This window comes from Gardnerella sp. KA00390 (assembly GCF_049244075.1).
GTDB classification, from domain to species: Bacteria; Actinomycetota; Actinomycetes; order Actinomycetales; family Bifidobacteriaceae; genus Bifidobacterium; species Bifidobacterium vaginale.
Genome location: NZ_CP058372.1, coordinates 567740 through 587890 on the forward strand (window position 1 = coordinate 567740; position 20151 = coordinate 587890).

13 protein-coding genes, 1 tRNA gene and 1 other RNA gene are annotated in these 20151 nt (G+C 41.3%); 10 read left to right on the forward strand and 5 right to left on the reverse strand.

Features of this window, described 5'->3' with window-relative positions; genetic code table 11:
• Positions 1-57: 57 nt before the first annotated feature.
• Entirely contained in the window at positions 58-1155 is a 1098-nt protein-coding gene (locus tag HXT53_RS02135; protein ID WP_004118270.1) for a hypothetical protein, read from the reverse strand.
• A 134-nt stretch (positions 1156-1289) separates the two neighbouring features.
• Here HXT53_RS02135 and HXT53_RS02140 point away from each other — a divergent pair.
• The 5 genes from HXT53_RS02140 to aroA all read left to right on the forward strand — a co-directional run bounded on the left by HXT53_RS02140 (position 1290) and on the right by aroA (position 6417).
• Positions 1290-1363 (forward strand) — tRNA-Pro (locus tag HXT53_RS02140).
• 346 nt (positions 1364-1709) lie between these two features.
• Positions 1710-2312: an ECF transporter S component gene (locus HXT53_RS02145; RefSeq protein WP_004115544.1), complete on the forward strand. Its 603-nt coding sequence runs from the start codon at positions 1710-1712 to the stop codon at positions 2310-2312.
• 198 nt (positions 2313-2510) lie between these two features.
• Positions 2511-4088 carry an ABC transporter ATP-binding protein gene (locus HXT53_RS02150; RefSeq protein ID WP_020760170.1) on the forward strand — a complete coding sequence of 526 codons (1578 nt, stop codon included), beginning with the start codon at positions 2511-2513 and terminating at the stop codon, positions 4086-4088.
• 2 nt (positions 4089-4090) lie between these two features.
• Positions 4091-4984: a CbiQ family ECF transporter T component gene (locus HXT53_RS02155; protein ID WP_174142760.1), complete on the forward strand. Its 894-nt coding sequence runs from the start codon at positions 4091-4093 to the stop codon at positions 4982-4984.
• Between the two features lie 62 nt (positions 4985-5046).
• Positions 5047-6417 carry a 3-phosphoshikimate 1-carboxyvinyltransferase gene (gene aroA, locus HXT53_RS02160; RefSeq protein ID WP_174143006.1) on the forward strand — a complete coding sequence of 457 codons (1371 nt, stop codon included), beginning with the start codon at positions 5047-5049 and terminating at the stop codon, positions 6415-6417.
• Positions 6418-6529: 112 nt separating this feature from the next.
• Here aroA and HXT53_RS02165 read toward each other — a convergent pair whose 3' ends face one another.
• The 3 genes from HXT53_RS02165 to HXT53_RS02175 form a co-directional block, all read right to left on the reverse strand.
• Positions 6530-7759: an acetate/propionate family kinase gene (locus tag HXT53_RS02165; RefSeq protein ID WP_009994803.1), complete on the reverse strand. Its 1230-nt coding sequence runs from the start codon at positions 7757-7759 to the stop codon at positions 6530-6532.
• Positions 7760-7898: 139 nt separating this feature from the next.
• On the reverse strand, positions 7899-9557 hold the full coding sequence (pta, locus tag HXT53_RS02170) for a phosphate acetyltransferase (protein WP_075038544.1): 1659 nt from the start codon (positions 9555-9557) through the stop codon (positions 7899-7901).
• A gap of 269 nt (positions 9558-9826) precedes the next feature.
• On the reverse strand, positions 9827-12304 hold the full coding sequence (locus HXT53_RS02175; protein WP_004112522.1) for a phosphoketolase: 2478 nt from the start codon (positions 12302-12304) through the stop codon (positions 9827-9829).
• A gap of 415 nt (positions 12305-12719) precedes the next feature.
• Between HXT53_RS02175 and guaA the strand changes: the two genes are divergently transcribed.
• The 3 genes from guaA to ssrA all read left to right on the forward strand — a co-directional run bounded on the left by guaA (position 12720) and on the right by ssrA (position 16607).
• Positions 12720-14282 carry a glutamine-hydrolyzing GMP synthase gene (guaA, locus tag HXT53_RS02180; RefSeq protein ID WP_004112523.1) on the forward strand — a complete coding sequence of 521 codons (1563 nt, stop codon included), beginning with the start codon at positions 12720-12722 and terminating at the stop codon, positions 14280-14282.
• A gap of 90 nt (positions 14283-14372) precedes the next feature.
• Positions 14373-16055 (forward strand): alpha-amylase, encoded by a 1683-nt coding sequence (locus tag HXT53_RS02185; RefSeq protein WP_180947283.1) that lies wholly within the window; start codon positions 14373-14375, stop codon positions 16053-16055.
• Positions 16056-16210: 155 nt separating this feature from the next.
• Positions 16211-16607: a transfer-messenger RNA gene (gene ssrA, locus HXT53_RS02190) on the forward strand.
• A 238-nt stretch (positions 16608-16845) separates the two neighbouring features.
• On the opposite strand, the gene HXT53_RS02195 is transcribed toward ssrA, so the two are convergent.
• Positions 16846-17592, reverse strand: a complete 747-nt coding sequence (locus HXT53_RS02195; protein ID WP_101890149.1) for a Panacea domain-containing protein — start codon at positions 17590-17592, stop codon at positions 16846-16848.
• Positions 17593-17962: 370 nt separating this feature from the next.
• Here HXT53_RS02195 and miaA point away from each other — a divergent pair, with 370 nt between their 5' ends.
• Both miaA and HXT53_RS02205 read left to right on the forward strand, forming a co-directional pair.
• Positions 17963-18952, forward strand: coding sequence for a tRNA (adenosine(37)-N6)-dimethylallyltransferase MiaA (gene miaA, locus HXT53_RS02200; protein ID WP_004115519.1), 990 nt, complete (start codon positions 17963-17965; stop codon positions 18950-18952).
• Positions 18953-19103: 151 nt separating this feature from the next.
• The gene (locus HXT53_RS02205; protein ID WP_004115518.1) at positions 19104-20105 is read left to right on the forward strand and encodes a cation diffusion facilitator family transporter; all 1002 of its coding nucleotides are present in this window, start codon (positions 19104-19106) and stop codon (positions 20103-20105) included.
• The last annotated feature ends 46 nt before the right edge of the window (positions 20106-20151 follow it).

Below are 20151 nucleotides of genomic sequence, written 5' to 3' on the forward strand. Positions count from 1 at the left end.
AACTAATTGAGGCTTAGATTCTAAAAACTAGATTCTAAGCCTCAACTTTTTTATTGATTAACCTATATCATATTGAATATTGTTTTTAGAATGTTCATTTATTTTAATTTGCAAACGGTCGCTTTGCATTGCAGCGACCTGTCTTGAAAATACTATTATCCATCCTAAAAAGAGTAAACAAGATAATGCTTCTACATTAGTTAATGTGTTATGACCCTGCACCCATTGATTTCCAACCCATGCGGTAAGGACTACTGCTAAATCTGAAGCTACGTAGAATGTTTTAGAAAGTCTAGGAGCAAGCCAAGGAAGGCAAATAAGCATAGTGCAAATAAGACCAGTAACACCTCTTGCACATAAATCATGTATAACTGGGTGAGGAGTGTATCTAAATGTTCCTATGCCAATAAACGCAATTCCCCCCAAAATTAGTAATGTAGCCATAATGGTGGTTCTAGTTTTAAAGTGTTTTGTAATATTAGTGTCTTTATGTTGCAAAATTTCTTTCTGAGTGGCAACGAACTCTGTTATAGCAAAGTAGCTTGTAATAATAATGCATATTCCAGATAAAATCAGCGTAGCATTAAACATGCTTGCAGCAAATGTTGTTTTATCTCCTAGTTGAGAGAAGTTATTGTTGTACCAATACGGGTCGTCGGATGTCAATCCAGCTGTTGCTGCACCAGAAATCACAAATAGTGGTAGCAGTGATGCAACGGTTTTCGCCTCTAAGAGTTCCGCTTGAACCAGAGTTGCGTATCCAACAATTCCACTTAAAGCACAACAAAGTACAGGAAGATAACTGTTTACTGCGCTTCTTCCAATAATGCTATTGATTATAGAAAGCAGAGCGAAAGACATAAGCAGCATTGTTGCGCCATAAATCGTAGATAATGCGATTATTTCAAAAGCATGTTTTGCAATTTGTAGCCAATTCTTTTTAAGTATTTCTTTGTGTGTTCTTAAATATCCGACTACAAAAGTACACATGCTGCAAATAGCCACTATTCCAGATGCTACCGTAAATAATCGTTGCGTAACTTGCCAAATCGCTGGCATAGTTTTCATGTATACAGACATTACGACTATGCTGAATATTGCACAAGCTAAAAAAGCTATTAATCCAGCCGCTTCTGCACGCTGAAAACGCCCCATGCTAACCTCTAAAATCTATCGCCTATTTTCAATGCTATTTATATTCTATCGCGCGTGTTGCAAATTTGCGTTTGTCTGCGATGTGCGCTATTGTAGTTGATTGTGCTTGGAGCTGGTAGTCAGCTTGGAAGCCTCGGGGTGTAGCGCAGTTTGGTAGCGCGCCTGCTTTGGGAGCAGGATGTCGCAGGTTCGAATCCTGTCACCCCGACTTTTTTGTATTCGCTTGTATTTGCTTGTTTTTGTGTAATTTTTAATCAAACTGTGTACGTAGTTGTGTACTTATATAAATGTGCTTATACAAAATTGCGTATTTGCATTTTCAACACTTACTATACAAAAAAGTACTCTATGTGTATTCTTGAAAAGGTGAGTTTTTGATGCATTATTTGCGTTGGATTCTTACATTGTGATTATAAATATTTGACTCGGGAGCCGTTTCTGGCTGAGAGGAAGCGAAAGCTTCGACCGATTGAACGTGTGCTAAGTAATGTTAGCAACGGATGTCGCTCTTTTCCCGTGCCCAAATCTTTCAATATTGAAGAAAGGCACTTATTATGACTAATGTTTCAATTGAACATTCTAATCGCTGGCGTATTCTTGATATCGTCATAGCTGCTATTATCGCTGTTGCATCTGGCGTATTATTCTGGGCTTGGGATATTGTGTGCGCAGCTCCTACTAATCTTTTTGCAAGCCTATTGCCTGGTGCTGAAGGTTTATCTAATGGTTTTTGGCTTTTTGCTGGACCTTTAGCTGCAATAATCGTGCGTAAGCCTGGTGCTGCATTGTTTGCTGAAACTCTTGCTGCTTTTGTGGAACTTATGTTAGGAAATCAATGGGGTGTTGGCGGATCGTTAATCGTCGGCATTATTCAAGGTGTTGGCGCTGAACTTGCATTCATTTTCTTTATGTATAAAACATGGAATTTGCTTTCCACTGCAATATCTGGATCGTTAGCAGGCGTAGCTTGCTTTATTTATAATTGGGTTAGCGGCGGTCAAGGCTGGAGTACTCAGTATATTGTTGCAAATCTAATTACTTCTATTATTTCTGGTTTTATTGTTGCAGGCGTTGTAGTGTGGTTTGTTCAAAAAGCATTAGCTGCAACGGGCGTGCTTGATCGTTTTGAATCAGGACGTCCTCAAGCATTAGTGTGAGTTATATCTAAATACTCATTGCAGCTTGTAAACTATCGTGTTTTGTGTAAAAAGTACAAAACACGGTAGTTTACTCGTATGATGCTTATATTTTATATTTGTTTTACTTTATATTTTTTGAGATTGTGTTATGCAATTTTTATATTTTAGATTTTGCTATGCAATGAAAATTTTGCTATGCAATGAAAGTTTGTTTGTATGCAATTTGTGAATAAAACTGAATGGACTCCAGCTAGCGTAGTTGCTAAAAACTGGGGTTGGAGACACGCTACTCGCAAAGATTTTGTGTTGAGGAATGTAAATATTGATATTAATCCTGGTGAGCATGTGTTGCTTTTAGGTGCTTCTGGCGCTGGAAAAAGCACATTTATGGCTGGTTTAGCAGGTGTTTTAGGCGATGAAACAGAAGGCATGGAAGAAGGTAGCCTTCTAGTCGGTGGTGTTCATGCTAGGGATGCTCGCGGAAAAGTTGGACTTGTTATGCAAGATCCAGATTCTCAAATCATTCTTGAAAGAGTAGGTGACGATGTAGCTTTTGGAAGTGAGAATCTTGGAGTTAACAGCGAAGAGACTTGGAATCGCGTAAAGCTTTCGCTAAAAGCTGTTGGTTTAGACAATATTACTCAAGGAAGTCAGGGTCTTAGACGCTCAACACAATCTTTATCTGGAGGCCAAAGGCAACGTCTTGCTTTAGCAGGAGTGCTTGCAATGCATCCTGGATTGCTGCTTTTAGATGAGCCTACAGCTAATCTTGATCCTGAAGGTGTTCAGCAAGTGCATGATGCTGTAGCGAATATTCTTAAAAAAACAGGTTCTACAATGATTGTAGTTGAACATCATATTGATGTGTGGCTGGATTTGATTGATAGAGTTATTGTTATTGGAAAAGATGAAAATAATAATGATGCAAATGTAGGATGCGTTATTGCAGACGGTAAGCCTGAGGATGTTTTTGAAAAATATGGCGATATGCTTGCAAAAGGTGGTGCTTGGGTTCCAGGAAGAACAGTTAAATCTTTTGCTCCTAAACATTGCGATGATGAGATCAAAGACGAGATCAAAGATACGGAAGAATCTGTAGCGCTCTATACTAATGATTGCTCTTTTGGAAGAACTTTGCCACTAGCGGAACATGTTAATGTAGCTTTTCGTTTTGGTGAAGTAACGGCTTTAATGGGGCCTAATGGTGCTGGTAAAACTACGCTAGCGTTAACGCTTGCAGGCTTGTTAAAACCAATTGCTGGCAGTGTGTGCATGATGGAAAAGTATGTGCCAAAACGACGTAAAAATAATCTTTTTACTTGGAAAAGTCAAGAATTATTAGGGCGAGTTGGCATGGTGTTTCAGGAGCCAGAACATCAATTCATAACATCTTCTGTAAGAGATGAAGTTGCTGTAGGACCTAAAAAGCAAGGAAAAAGCGAAAAGGAATCTTACGATATTGCCGATAGCATGCTTGAACGTATGGATTTGAAGCGTTTTGCTCTTGCTAATCCTTACACATTATCTGGAGGAGAAAAACGTAGACTTTCTGTAGCTACGCTTTTAGCTGCTGCTCCGCGTGTTGTTATTATGGATGAGCCTACTTTTGGACAAGATTTTAAAACTTGGACAGCAATGGTAAAACTTATTGCGCAAATCCGCGATAGTGGCTCAGCGGTGATTATGGTTACTCACGATGATGAGCTTGTAAAGTCTTTAGATGCCAGAGTAATAAGAGTTGAGTACGAAAAAATCGTAGAGTCCGCTCATAACTATAGCGAAGGGAATGAGTAGAAGTGAATAAAACTAGTAGTGCAGAAGAATCGTCTAGTATTAAAGTTAAAGACTTTGAAAGTTTATTAAAAGTTTCGCATATTGATGTAACAGCGTCTTCTAAACGTTTAGAAAGTGAACGACTAGTTTCGCCTTCTTGGTTTATTCGTAAGCTTAATCCAATAAGTCGTTTTATTGGAGCGTTATTACTTTGCTTGCCTATGTTCGTTACATTAGATATTGTTTCTGCTTCTATTGCATTTGGTTTAGATATACTGTTATTTGCAATTGCTGGAGTAAATCCTTGGTATGTTTTACGCCATACTTGGCCAGTTTGGATTGCTGCTTCTGGTAGCTTTATATCTGTGCTTTTATATGGCCAAAGTTCTGGAGATGATATATTTAAGTTTGGCTGGATGCATATAAGCCAAGGATCATTGTATTTGGCAATTTGTACGTTTGTTCGTGTTGCATCTGTAGCAGTTCCAGGCGTTATATTAGCCATTGGATTAGATCCAACTGATTTAGCAGACGGCTTAGTGCAGATTTTGCATTTTTCTCCACGATTTGTGTACGGAGCATTAGCTGGATTGAGAATGTTTAGTCTATTGCAAAATGATTGGCGTGCTTTTGGTTTAGCTCGCAGGTCTCGTGGTATATCGGATGGTAAAGCGTTACAGCGCATGCTTTCGCAATCTTTTGGTTTGCTCGTGTTATCTATTCGCAGAGGTACGAAACTTGCTACAGCTATGGAAGCTAGGGCTTTTGGAAGTAGTATTAAACGTGTTCCAGCACGAAAATCGAAGTTAACAGCATACGATTGGATATTTTATGTAATTTGCATTGCTGTTCCTGCTATTGCTTTATATGCTTCAATACAAACAGGATATTGGCATAATGCGTTTATTCATATGTAAAGCATTGTGAAAATTACAATGCGTACATATTTATAGATAGTATTCATAATATGAGCGAAATAATGAATCCTTATAATCATGATGATGTTTGGCAAGCTCCATCGTGCAATATGCCTTTGAATGCAACAGTGAATATTCCTGGAAGCAAATCATTGTCTAATCGTTATTTGATTTTAGCAGCTCTTGGTAAAAAACCAGTTGTTCTAAAGGGATTGTTGCGGTCAAGAGATACGGAACTTATGATTAACGCGCTAAGCGTATTTGGAGTTAAATGCGATTCGCTAAGCTGCGATGGTACAACAATTTGCGTTATTCCGCCCAAAAATGGCGTTTTTAGTGTAGATGATTGTGCGGTTGTTAATTGCGGCTTAGCTGGAACGGTTATGCGTTTTGTAACGGCTTTAGCGCTGTTTGCAAATAATTGTGTGAAATTTGATGGAGATGAGCAAGCATATGCTCGTCCAATGAAGCCTGTTCTAGATGGATTGGAACAATTGGGCGCAAAAATCGTATATCACGGAAAAGTCGGATTCTTACCATTTAGCGTTATTCCGCCTAAAAATCTTGAATCATATGGTATAAATGACGCGCAAAATTCTTGCAATAATCGCGTTATTCGTATCGACTCTTCGTCATCGTCTCAATTTATATCTGCACTTCTGCTAATTGCATCTCGTGTTCCAGGAGGGCTACAAATCGAGCATATTGGAAGCAAATTGCCTAGTATGCCGCATATTCAAATGACAATGGAAGATGTGCGCAAAGCTGGCGGAGTGGTAGATATGCCAGAAAGTGGAGCATGGCGTGTTAAAGAGCATGATTTGACTTTGCCGCATGAAGTTGTTGTAGAGCCAGATCTTTCTAACGCGGCGCCTTTTATTGGAGCAGCGTTGATTGCTGGCGGATGCGTTAAAATCCCTAATTGGCCGCTTAAAACAACTCAGCCTGGGGGGTTGTTGCCTGGGATTCTTGAGCAAATGGGCGCAAAAATTGTTTTTGAGCATTCTAGATCAGATTCTTCAACATTGTGCGTAACTGGTAGCGGAAAAATTCGTGCTATTAAGTCGCTTGATTTGGCTGCTGCTGGCGAGGTTGCGCCAAGTATTGCTGCGATTCTTGCGTTTGCAGACAGTGTAAGCGAGTTGCACGGTATTGCTCATCTAAGAGGCCACGAAACAAACCGCTTGAGTGCAATAGTTACGGAACTAAAACGCGTTGGAATAGGCGCAGAAGAGCTAGAAGATGGAATTCGTATTATTCCTAGCAAAAATATGCATGGGGAAGTGATGGAGACTTATGCGGATCATCGCATGGCAACTTTTGCATCAATGTTAGGGCTTCGTATATCTAATATAAGCGTAAAAAATATTGCCACTACGCGCAAAACGCTTCCTGATTTTCCAACAATGTGGAATAACATGCTTAAAGAGTGAGCCTAAATAGTGAGCTTAAATAATATGCTTAAATAACAAATAATCCCGAGTTTTTTTAACCCGGGATTATTTATGTGTTACGTTTTTACGTTACGTTGTTTTACACTACGATTTAGCGTTCAAACTTGTTGCCGTAAGAATCGACTCCATCTTCTGCAATTTGTGCAGACTTTCGAGCGATTGCCAACTCTTCGTTAGTTGGGATTACAGCAATAATCACAGAGCTATCTGGAGTGGAAATAATGCGTGGCTCCTTAGAACGAACCAAGTTCTTCTCTTCATCGAGCTTAACGCCGAATGGAGCAAGCTTTTCGCACACAAGAGCGCGAACAATCTCGTCGTTTTCGCCAACGCCAGCGGTGAATGTGATTACGTCCACGCCGCCCATTTGAGCAGTGTAGTTGCCAATATAGCCAACAATGCGGTGAACGTACACGCCGAGAGCAAGCTTAGCGTCTTCGTCGCCTTCTGCAATTAGCTTGTGAATGTCTCGCAAATCGCCGTGGCCAGTCATACCCATCATGCCAGAACGCTTGTTGAAGAGCGTATCAAGCTCGTCTACGTTCATGTGAGCGTTGCGAATAAGGTGGAACACTACAGCTGGGTCAATATCTCCAGTGCGGCCGCCCATCATTAAACCTTCGAGAGGCGTTAAGCCCATAGAAGTTTCAACTGGCTTGCCAGAAATCTGAGCGGAAGCAGAAGCGCCATTGCCAATGTGCAAAACAATCTGCTTTAAGCCTTCTGCAGGCTTTCCAACAACGCTTGGAACTACAGAGCCAATGTATTCGTGGGAAGTGCCGTGAGCGCCATAGCGACGAATGTGGTACTGGTTTGCAATATCTTTGTTTAATGCGTAAGTTGCAGCAACTTGTGGCAAATCGTGGAAGAACGAAGAATCGAACACCATAATTTGTGGAACATCTGGCAAAAGTTCAGTCATGACTTCAGCGCCAACAGCCTCAGGACCGTTGTGAAGTGGAGCCAAAACAGCCAAATCCTTCACCTTATTAATGGTCTTTTTGTTTACTAATGCAGGCTTAGGGAATGTTAAGCCACCCTGAACAACGCGGTGTCCAACAGCTACGATTCCAGACTTGGAAAGATTTGGACCATATTCCTCGAAGAAGCCGAGTACGCGCTTTAAGCCTTGCTCGTGATCATGCACTGGCTCGTCAAACTCATGCTTTTCGCCATTGAATACGTGCTTGTAGTGTCCGTCAACTGGCTCGCCAATTTTTTCTACAATACCAGATGCAATACCTTCGCCGCTTTCCAAATCGACGAGCTGGTATTTAATCGAACTAGAACCAGAATTGATAACAAGAACGGTTTTTGCCATGAGGGAATCCTCCATAAAGTGTTGATAAGGCTAGTAAATTGCCACGTTTAAGTGTACAGGTAAGTTCCTACAATGAGTAGGTTTTATTAGTCAGAATCTCTGCAGGAACTTACCTATTTATTAAATTTGTTATTTATTGTTAGAATTGTGCTTCCAATGCTGTAAGAGCAACAGTGTTAATAATATCTTGAACCAACGCTCCTCTAGACAAGTCGTTAACAGGCTTGTTTAATCCTTGTAGGATTGGTCCAACAGCTAAAGCGCCGCTAGAACGCTGAACAGCCTTATATCCAATGTTTCCAGCGCATAAATCTGGGAACACAAACACATTTACGTGACCTGCTACATCATTTCCTTTAGCTTTGGACGCAGCAACAGTTTCAGACCATGCAGCGTCAAATTGAATAGATCCAACAACTTTCAAATCTGGGTCTTTTTCTTTTACAAGCCTTGTAGCTTCCTCAACTAAATCAACGTCTGGGCCTTTTCCAGATCCAAGAGTGGAATAAGATAGCATTCCAACTTTAGGATCTAATCCGAAAGCTTTAGCGGTTTGTGCAGATTGAAGAGCAATGTCAGCCAATTGTTCAGCGTCTGGGTTCAGATTAATAGCACAATCAGCAAATACTGCTACATGATCCTTAAAGCACATAATGAATGCGCCAGAAACAAGCTTAGATCCAGGCTTAGTTTTAATAACTTGAAGAGCAGGGCGCACAGTATTTGCTGTTGAGTTAACAGAGCCAGAAACAAGTCCGTCTGCTAATCCAAGTACTACTAGCATTGTGCCAAAGTAGCTTGCGTCTTTAAGCTGTTCTCTAGCTTGCTCTTCGGTCATGCCTTTCTTTGCGCGCAATTCGCAAAGCTTGCTAATCATTTTGCTAAGAACCTCTTCGTCGCTCATAGACTGGAAGCTTGCTTTGCTAAGAGACTTTAATCCAAGCTCTTGTCCTCTTGCAAGAATAGATTCGCGTTCTCCAACAATAATAAGGTTTACAATGTCTCGTTCTAGCAAATAGTCAGCTGCTTTTAGAATGCGGTCTTCTTCGCCTTCTGGAAGCACAATTGTTTTCTTATTTGCTTTAGCTTTTCCAAGCAAGCTGTATTGGAAGGCGTACGGGGTAGTAGGTGCATTAAATGGCTGTTTCAAAGCGCTAATAATCTCTTCATCTGCTACATAGTCGTTGAATTTATCTGATTCTGATTCGCTTATAGAAGGCAAAGTCCAAAGTGGAGTGCCATTATTGTTTTGAGCGTAGTTTTCTTTTACTTCTTTTGCTAAGTCTTCTTTGCAATCAGTTACAAATACGCCGAATACTTTTGTGTATTCTTTGCTAACGCTTGCACATTGTGCTTCGATTGTTTGCAAGATTTGCTTGCTATCTCTGCCTTCTGCGCAAATGCTTAGGAACACTGGAGAAGCTAAGTCGGCTGCCACACTTGCATCAAATCGGAATAAATCTGGATCAAATACAGAAGTAGAATCGCTTGCTACAATAACGCATCCTTGAGCGTTCGTCACGCTAATCAGCTCGTTGAAGTGAGCTACAATGTCTCCTCTTAGTGTGTCTTTGTTTTTACGAACTGCGCATGGGCATGCTGCGATTACTTGTTCTAGAGTCGGTTTTGTATTGCTTGATGCTATTAATTCGCTTGTAAACGCGTCGTCATGCTTTGCGGATGGTCTAAAAACAGTTGTTGGATAATGACTTGAAAGAGCTTTTGTAACTCCTAGTGCTACGACATTACGACTTTGTGCGCAATCTGCGCTGATAATAGTTACGTTAACTAACGACACGACTTTTCTCCTTTGATGCGTCTGTGTTTATTATATTTTGCATTGCATTTTCGTTTTGCATTGCATTTTCGTTTTACTATTCTTCGTATTTCAACGTTGAAAAATTTACATATCAAACGAAGAATCCTCTAGTTATTTTAGAGCTATTTGCGGAACAACAAGCTGATTTTTTAATTTTTTGCATATTTTTTATTAATTTTTTAGGGAGCCAACCTTTCGATTGACTCCCTAAAAATCAGCTAAGCAATTTTAGCATTGATAGCTTAAAACTACTCGTTATCGCCAGCAGTTGCAGCGGTAGCGGTGACAGCGCCTGGCTTGTCGGTCTTAACGCCTGGCCATACCCAATCGGTGTAGTCTGGGTGATCAAGACCCTTGTCGACTGCATACTGGAAGGCTTCGAGACGGAAGTCCTCGAGCTTCTTGATTTCGTCGGCATACTTAGCGGCGTCAACCATGCGCAATGCTTCAGCAGTAAGCTCGTAACGATCCATGTCGTTCACGCGAACCATATCGTATGGCGTGGTGGTGGAGCCCTGCTCCTTGTAGCCATGAACGTTGAAGTTGTCGTGGTTTGGACGATCGTAAATCAAGCCGCGAACGTCATGTGCGTAGGAGTGATAAGCGAAGAGGACTGGCTTGTCAGCAGTGAAGAGATCAGTGAACTCTTCGTCAGTCAAAGCTTCGTTGTTTTCCTTAGCGGACTGCAACTTGAGCAAGTCAACAACGTTAACAACCTTGAACTTAACGCCAAGCTTGTTCAACTTGTCGGCAGCTGCCATCAATTCCTGCTGTGGAACATCACCAACACCAGCGAGAACAACCTGAACTTCGTCATTGTTCTTAGCGTTGGAAGCCCACTTCCACTCAGCAGCACCCTTCTCGAGCTCTTCGCGAGCTTCGTCGAGAGTCAACCAAGTAGCAGCTGGCTGCTTACCAGCGAAGATGGCGTTAATCATGTTGGTGGACTTGTAAGCCTTTTCAGCAACAGCAAGCAACATGTTGGAATCTACTGGGAAGTAGATTCCAATTACGTGATCGTTGTTGAAGGTCTTGTTCAAGAGCACGGAAGTTACGCCTGGATCCTGATGTGAGAAGCCGTTGTGATCCTGACGCCACACGTGAGAGGATACCAACAAGTTCACAGAGGAGATTGGCTTACGCCATGGAATCTCACGAACGGTAGCTTCAAGCCACTTTGCGTGCTGGTTCAACATGGAATCGATGACGTGTACGAAGGACTCATAAGAGCTCCAGATGCCGTGACGACCAGTGAGCAAGTAGCCCTCGAGGAAGCCTTCCATCTGGTGCTCGGAAAGCTGTTCGGTGACCTGGCCGGTAACAGCCATGTGCTCATCGACTAAGCCAGAAAGGTAGCCAGCATCCCACTGCTTGTTGGTTACTTCGTAAGCAGCCTGCAAACGGTTGGAAGCGGTCTCATCTGGGCCGAAGATACGGAAGGAATCTGGGTTGTTCTTGATGATGTCGCGAGTGTAAACGCCAAGACGACGGGTAGCTTCGAGCTGACCCCAGCCGTGACCGAATTCCTTAACTTCCTTGACTTCGTAATCCTCAAGCTTTGGAAGCTTCAAATCTTCACGAATACGACCACCGTTGGCGTTTGGATTTTCACCAATACGGAGTTCGCCCTTTGGCATGAAGGAAAGAACGTCTTCCTTAACAGCACCCTTTTCGTCGAAGAGCTCTTCAGGCTTGTAGGACTTCATCCAGTTCTTCAAAACCTCGAAGTGAGCTTCGGTATCGCGAGCAGATGCCAGTGGCACCTGGTGTGCACGCCAAGAGCCTTCGGTCTTCTTGCCGTCGATGAACTTCGGGCAGGTCCAACCCTTTGGAGTGCGGAAGATGATCATTGGGTAGTAAGGACGAGTTACATCGTTAGTCTGAGCTTCAGCCTTAATATCGCAAATCTCATCGAAGATGGTTTCGAACATGTCAGCGAAACGACGGTGGATGGAAAGATGATCCTCATCGTCGAAGCCAGCAACGAACTCGTATGGTTCGTAACCCATGCCGTGGAAGAACTCATGAAGCTCTTCGTCAGAAATACGGGAAAGAATAGTTGGGTTAGCAATCTTATAACCGTTCAAGTGCAAGATTGGAAGCACGATACCGTCGGTACGTGGGTTCACAAGCTTGTTGGACTGCCAACCAGTGGCCAAAGGACCAGTTTCAGCTTCGCCATCGCCGACGATTGCTGGAACGAACAAGCTTGGGTTGTTCATAACAGCGCCGTAAGCGTGAGAAAGTGCATAACCAAGCTCACCACCTTCGTGGATGGAACCTGGTGTTTCAGGAGCGAAGTGAGAAGGAATACCGCCTGGGTAAGAGAACTGACGGAAGAACTTCTGTAAGCCAGCTTCGTCCTTAGTGATCTTTGGATAATATTCAGTGTATGTGCCGTCGAGGTAGGACTGAGCAGTACCAGCTGGGCCGCCGTGGCCTGGACCCATGATGATTACAGTATTCTGCTGGTGATCAGCGATAAAGCGGTTGATGTGTCCAATAAGGAAGTTAAGGCCTGGAGTAGTGCCCCAGTGACCTACCAGACGATGCTTAACATCTTCGCGAGTAAATGGCTCCTTCATTAGAGGGTTGCTGCGAAGATAAATCTGACCGATTGCGAGATAGTTTGCTACGCGCCAATACTTGTCTACGCCTTCGATGGCCGCCTCAGAAACTGGAGCATTTAGCTTCTTCCAAGGGGTGCCAATAACAGGACTCGTCATGTGTACTCCTGTACTCAAGCACTTTTCAGTGCAATTTTAATCATTACCATTTGGTTATAGAGGCTGAAAAACGAATGTATTAGCCTCTTTTTCCATCATTCTCAGTATAGTAACAGCTTTTGACTTTTGTGCGTTTGATTACTCACTACGTGCGATTTTGTTGAAAAAATGTGTTAAAGTGTTCGCAAAAATTTTCTTAAAATTATCATTTATGTTATGTTTTATGTTCACTTTATTGCTATATAAAGCTTGATTGGTTTTAAAACTAGATAAGTCACGGCGTTTCGAAGCGCTGCAACGTCGCAAAGCGCCATTAGTATAAATTGAATCAGCCTTAAATATCACCTTTAAAACATTTGCAAAAAATAAAGTGATAAATAAGGAATATATAAGAAGCGTGTAAATAAGGAGAATCATGGCAAAAGGTCCGGTACTTGTAGTTGACTTCGGTGCCCAATATGCCCAGCTAATCGCTAGAAGAGTGAGGGAAGCAAACGTTTATTCGGAGCTTGTTCCACACTCTATGCCAGTAGAAGAAATGCTGGCAAAAGATCCAAAAGCCATAATTCTCTCTGGCGGTCCTGCTTCCGTTTATGAGCCAGGAGCGCCAAAAATTGACACAAAGATTTTTGAAGCAGGAGTTCCAGTGCTCGGAATTTGCTACGGATTCCAAGTTATGGCTCATGAGCTTGGCGGAGTTGTAGACAAAGCTGCACTGGGTGAGTATGGAAAAACGCATGCAACTATTGATGAAGCAGAAGGATTGCTTGCTAATTCTCCATTAGATCAAAATACTTGGATGAGTCACGGAGTGGCAGTTAAGAGCGCGCCAGAAGGATTTGAGGTGCTTGCTCACACTCAAGGTGCTCCAGTTGCAGCTATGCAAGATAAAAGTCGCAAGCTTTACGGAGTGCAATGGCATCCAGAAGTCAAGCATACGCCTTTAGGTCAAAAGCTTATTTCCACATTTTTGCACGAGTGCGCAGGATTGGAAAATGATTGGAATCCTTCGAATATTATAGAAGATCAGGTTGCAAAGATTCGCGCTGAAGTTGGAGATGCACAAGTTATTTGCGGACTTTCTGGAGGAGTCGATTCCGCCGTTGCAGCAGCACTGGTACATAAAGCAATCGGAGATCAGCTCACTTGCGTTTTTGTAGACCATGGACTTCTCCGTAAAGGCGAAGTTGAGCAAGTTAAGCACGATTTCGTTGAGGCAACTGGAATCAAGCTTATTGCAGTAGATGCAGAAGATGACTTTTTAGATGCGCTTAAAGGCGTGAGTGAGCCAGAGCGCAAGCGCAAGATTATTGGCGAAAAGTTTATTCGCACATTTGAAAAAGCACAACGTCAAGTTATTGAAGAAGCTGGAAAATCTGGAGCAGAAGTTAAGTTCCTTGTACAAGGCACACTTTACCCAGATGTTGTGGAATCTGGTGGCGGAGACGGTGCTGCAAACATTAAGTCGCATCACAATGTTGGCGGCTTGCCAAAGGACTTAAAGTTTAAGCTTATTGAGCCTTTACGCACTTTGTTTAAGGATGAAGTTCGCGCAATTGGTACGGAGCTTGGGCTTCCAGACGCTATTGTGTGGCGCCAGCCGTTCCCAGGCCCAGGATTGGGAATTCGCATTGTTGGCGAGATTACTCGCGAGCGTTTAGCTGTTCTCAGAGAAGCAGATGCGATTGCGCGCGAAGAGCTTTCGGCAGCTGGATTAGATCGCGATATTTGGCAATGCCCAGTTGTTCTTTTGGCAGATGTTCACTCTGTTGGAGTTCAAGGAGACGAGCGCACATATGGATCTCCAATTGTGCTTCGACCAGTAAGTTCTGAGGATGCTATGACTGCTGATTGGTCGCGAGTTCCTTACGATGTATTGGCAAAGATTTCTACTCGAATCACAAACGAATGTCGCCAGATTAATCGCGTTGTGTTAGACGTTACATCTAAGCCGCCTGCCACAATCGAGTGGGAATAGATGGTTCTAATATAGTGAGGTAGAATCTAGCTCTAAAAAGAATAAAGTAAGAACAAAGCAAAGCCGCAATTCTTGCAGGAAGGAACAATGATGATCCACGGCATAGAAGTATTTACGAGCTTCAATAAAAAGGCGCTTGTAAAATTAAAGTTTGTGTTGGCAAGAGTTGCGGCTATAACATCTTGCGTCGCTATGATTTTGGCGGGAGCAGTAGTCGCAAGCAGCCCAGCGATTGCAGATGAGGGTGCAAAATCATCTCAAAAAACTACACAAAAAGGTGTAATCGTAACAGCGTTCCAACAAAATTGGAGAAGTATAGCTAAGGAATGCAAAAAAACGTACGGCCCAGAAGGCGTAAAATATGTACAAGTATCACCTCCGCAAGATCATATTAAAGGTGACCAATGGTGGACAAGCTATCAACCTGTAAGCTATAAGCTAAATTCAAAACTTGGCACCGAAGACGAGTTTAAAAAGATGATTACAACGTGCAAAGCTTCGGGTGTTGGAATTATTGCAGATGCGGTAATAAACCACACAACTGGTTTTGCAAACAAAGACACTGTTGGTGTTGGTGGAAGCAAGTATGATGCTGCAAATCAGTCGTTCCCAGATGCAGGATATACAAAAGACGATTTTCATAAGTCAACAGAAAATATCAACACGTATCGAAAAGCAGAAATCGTTTGGACGCATCGACTTGTTGGACTATTGGATTTAGACACTTCTAATCCTCATGTGCAAAAAACTTTGGGAGAGTACTTTGCGCATATGTTAAAGCTTGGAGTGGCTGGGTTTAGAGTTGATGCTGCAAAACACATGTCTCCGCAAGATGTAAAGGGCATAAAAGATGCAGCTGCAGAGGCTGCTGGAACAACGCCAGATAAGATTTGGTGGATGCAAGAAACAATAGGGTTTTCTGAGCAAGACCCTAGAATTCAGCCAGACCAATATTTGCAAACTGGTGAAGTGAATGAATTTGAGTACTCTTATAGGCTTAGAAACTATTTTTATGGGTCTATTGAGAATCTTAAACATATCACAGATAAGTTAATTCCAAGCAAAAAAGCTGCGATTTTCGTTACAAATTGGGATACTGAGCGAGATAATGCAAGCAGAGTTTTGACGTATAAAGATGGTAAAAAATACGAGCTTGCAAACGCGTTTATGTTGGCGTATCCATATGGAACTCCAAATGTGTTTTCTGGTTATGAGTTTACAAAACGAGATGAGGGAGCACCTGGAGCTACGCAAACTTCAATTCCTGATGTGAGTTGTGCAAAGGATTCTAAGTGGCAATGCACGCAAAGGCTAACTTCGATTCGCGGAATGATTGGGTTCTACAACGCCGTTAGGGGCACTAAGGTTACTAATTGGCAAGATGATGACGATAATAACGTTGCATTTAGCCGAGGAAACAAGGGTTTTCTTGCGATTAATAATACGGAAGAGCCGCAAAAAGTGAGTTATAAGACTGACTTGCCAGATGGTGAATATTGCAATGTTTATGAGTCTAAAGATTGTACTAAAACTGTGAGCGTTAGTGGCGGAAAAGTAAAGACCACTGTTGATGCGGAATCTGCTGTTGCTCTTCATGTTAATGCTGTAAAAAGTCTTGGAAATGCTAGAGCTAGAAACGTTACAATATTTATTTGCGTGTTTGTTGCGTCAATTTGTACGTTTGTTGTTAATAGAAGATTTGTTGAAAAATCGAAGAAGCTTGCCAAAGGCAATAGTGATGGTGTTAAAACAGGTGAGACTAAAGGTAAGTGATTCTGGAATAAATCTTTAGGTGAGCTTTAGTTGAGCTTTAAGTGATTCTGAAATAAATCAATATTCTAAAACAGGTTGACTCTGTTAAAACGTTTATTTATAATGATTATTCTGGCTTTATGCCAGTATCTAATTGATAGTTTGATAAATCAAAAGGGGTCGATCGGTTTCGACGGTGATCTGTTCGCCGCGGGGAAGCGTGCCGAGAATGCGAAAGTCCACTCGTAAACGTCCTTTCGCAAAAGAATAAGTGCTAAATCTAATCGCACTGAGTTCGCTCTTGCTGCCTGAGCTTCGCGCCAGGATTAACCAGTGAGCAGCTGCTCCGTTTACCCACTCACGTCTTCGGAGTGGTGCTAAACGTCATTAGAAGACTTGCTTGAATTGCCGAGCTGCAGGGTAGTTCAGGGACTTTTACTGTAGATATGCTCGCCATGAATTGTCTGCGATAACATGGGGGCAGAAAAACTGCCGTACGGCCAGCAGACTACGCACGTAGAAGACCGAGGGTACGGTTTCCGGACCGGGGTTCAATTCCCCGCGACTCCACAAACGCAAAAACGCCACTGCTCAAACAGTGGCGTTATTTGTAGCAAAACCCAATGTTTACAACGCCTTTAGCATAGAACAGTGGGCGTTGTTTACCGCTTGCACACAAGTATGTACGATATGTGATATAGCACATACAACAGACGGAAATAATCAGAGCAAAAGCTCTAGGTATAAGATCTAGAGCTTTTTGATTTTCCTATGCATACTTATTTGCGCCGTATGTTTTGACCTATACCACTTATTTATTTTTATTTTTATCATTAATATCATTGTTTATGTAGTCAACAAAATGTCGTGCTGTAATACGAACAATGTTTTCATCAAAATAAATTTTATTATTTTTAAGCCCATTCAATATGCTTAATTTTTCTCTTAAAATTTTTTCAGCCCGTCTTATTCTTCTAACTTTTTCATCTTGATTATATTGATTAAATTTTTCAATTTGTTCAGAAATTATATCTTGTATGTCTTTTTGTAGTCCTTCATCATCTTTTCTAAATTCTTTGCTTCGTGTTGTTCGTGAATTCGTATTAATTACTGGATGTTTTACGTAATAATCATGAATAATTTTCTTAGATATTTCTACTTCATTAGCCTTATTTGGTAATATCCCTCTGCGTGCATCAATCCATGGCATCTCACTGCGGGCGCGATTTTCTAGTTCTTCAATACTAAAATCAATTAAAGCGTCGCAAACGTTATAGATAGTGAGTAAATTAGAATAAGTAAGATGATTTTTAAGTTCATAAGGTCCTAGAACAATATCTTTACATTCTATAAAAACATCATTAATTCTGTGCATCTTAAATAAATCTAGGCATACTGGACCGTTGCGCCAAGCCTGAAAATTGTTATAGAACAAAGGAGAATTAGTGGATGCTAGGTTATAAGCTTGGCAATAGTAAGAAAGTAATTGTAAGCGATTAATATTCATTTTCCCATAACGTTTTAAAATCGCATATGCTACATGAGAAATAGTAATCATATCTATTCTCCATCGGTGCAGAAAAGACAACAAAATGATTAACGTAAAACCAAATAGAATCCTTTTATAAATCACGTTGAACGAATAATTTTAGTTGTAAAATGCACGAACACGTGTAAACAATAAAAATCATTCGGTTTTAAGTTAGCGAAAACGGTACCATATAAAATAAAACACATCAACAATAGCGCGTGTCGTCCTCAATGGGGATTGTAATACAGTGTGGTAATCAACTACTGCTTTGGTGTCGAAGCAAAATCTCCTACTACTTTTATTGACTTTTATGTATGTTTGATTGTGTAAATTTGTAGAAAAGATTCTTCTTTAAGGTTGATTTTAGTTCGTTTAATATGATTATTAGGAGCGCATTGTGTGCAAACCGCCGAAAGTGATTTCGATTGTAGGTCCAACAGCATCTGGCAAAACGAGTCTTGGTATTGCAATTGCAAAGAAATTTGCTGAACGTGGTGTAAAAGCGGAGATTATAAACGCAGACGCATATCAAATGTACCGTTATATGGATATTGGTACAGCAAAAGCCACTAAAGAAGAGCAAAGCGAGATTAAGCATCATTTAATAGATATTATTGATCCAGAAGAATCCATGAGCGTTGCAAAATTTCAAACGCTTGCTAGGCAATGCATACGCGATTTGCAAGAAAAAGGTATTCGCCCAATTCTTGTTGGAGGCTCTGGTCTATATGCACGTGCGGCTGTAGATGATATAACTTTTCCAGGTACAGATCCTAATATTCGCAAAGCTTTGGAAGATCGTGAAAAGTCGCAAGGAGCAATGGCTCTTTTTGAAGAGTTACAAAAACTGGACCCTGTGGCGGCTAAAAATATGGATCCAAGAAATTCGCGCAGAACAATTCGCGCTCTAGAAGTTATTGAGTTAACAGGAAAGCCGTATTCTGCTACTCTGCCAAAATACAAGTATTTGATTGATTGTGTGCAAATAGGATTGGACTTAAACAGAGAAGATTTGGATGCGCGAGTGGAGCTTCGCACAAAAATGATGCGCGAGCAGGGTTTTGTAAACGAAGTTAAAGAGATTCGCTCAAGGCTTGGTGTTACTGCGAGTAGAGCTTTGGGATACAAGCAAATAATGGACTATTTAGATGGCTTATGCAGCGAAGATGATGCTTTTGCTGATATTGCTCAGAAAACTAAACGTCTTGCTAGAAAACAAATGGGTTGGTTTGGAAGAGATTCGCGTATTCATTGGGTTAATGCTTTGCAGCCAGATGTGGTTGATGTCTCAATGAAGATAATTAATGCTGCTGATAATGGCGATTTTAAAGATGATTTGATTGCCGAATCAACTTCCCATCATCTCGGCGCGTTAATTGACGAATAGTAATAATAGAATAAGTTTTTAGATAATTAATCTTTAGATGTTTATGCGTGAACCCTAGCTTAGGCTGGGGTTCATTGCGTATAAGGCATATTGGGAATGATATTGAGAAACGATATCGAGATACTTATTTGTATGAACATAGGAGATTTGTGTGAATAATCATCATTTGTCAAACTCTTCCAGTGAAATCTTAGAGAAGAATGATTTAAGTACTTCTGGAACTAATGCCGCTTCTTTGCAAGATGCTATTAAAGCAAGTCATGCGCATCAGCATAAGCTAACTATCACTTTGGCTTTAACGTCTATTGTATTCTTGGCAGAAGTGATTGGATCTGTTTTAACAAATTCACTTTCTTTGTTAATTGACGCAGGACATATGTTAACAGATATTTCTGTTTTAGCTGCATCTACGGTTACTGCGATTTTGATGCGCAAAAGACCTAATGCAAAGCGCACTTGGGGTTGGGCTAGGCTAGAGGTAATTACTGCTGCTGCTGGTGCTCTTGTTCTACTTTTTGTTGGCATTTATGCGATTGTGGAATCTTGTATGCGTCTTTTTGGTGTAAATCATAATGGAATACATGATGTAAATCAGCTTCTTTTCTTTGGTATTCTTGGTTTGCTTGCAAATCTTGCTTCTCTTGTAATTCTTGTTTCTCAATCTAAAGACAACATGAATATGCGAGCAGCCTTTTTAGAAGTAATGAACGATGCTTTGGGATCTGTTGCTGTTGTAGTGTCTGCTGTAGTAATGATGAGTACTAGTTGGAATGGATTTGATGCTTTAGCTGGCGGGATTATTGCAATTTTGATGATTCCTAGAGCGTTACATTTGCTTAAAAATGCTGTAAAAGTTTTGCTTGAGCAAACGCCAGAAGGATTGGATATAGAAAAAGTTCGCGATCATCTTGAACACGTTCCTCATGTTCTTGCTGTTCACGATTTGCATGCAAGTACTGTTTCTACAGGAATGCCTATTTTTATGGCACATGTTGTTGTAGAGCGCGATTTAACAATGGATCAGTGTGCTGATATTTTAAGCCAGCTTCAAGATTGTTTGCGTGAGCATTTTCCAGTTTCTGTTTCGCACACCACATTCCAACTAGAACCTGAAGGATATACCACTCAAAGTTCGTCGGAACATCATGAGTAGTTTCGTTGAGTAGTTTTGTATTGCAACATTTACGCGTGTTGTAACT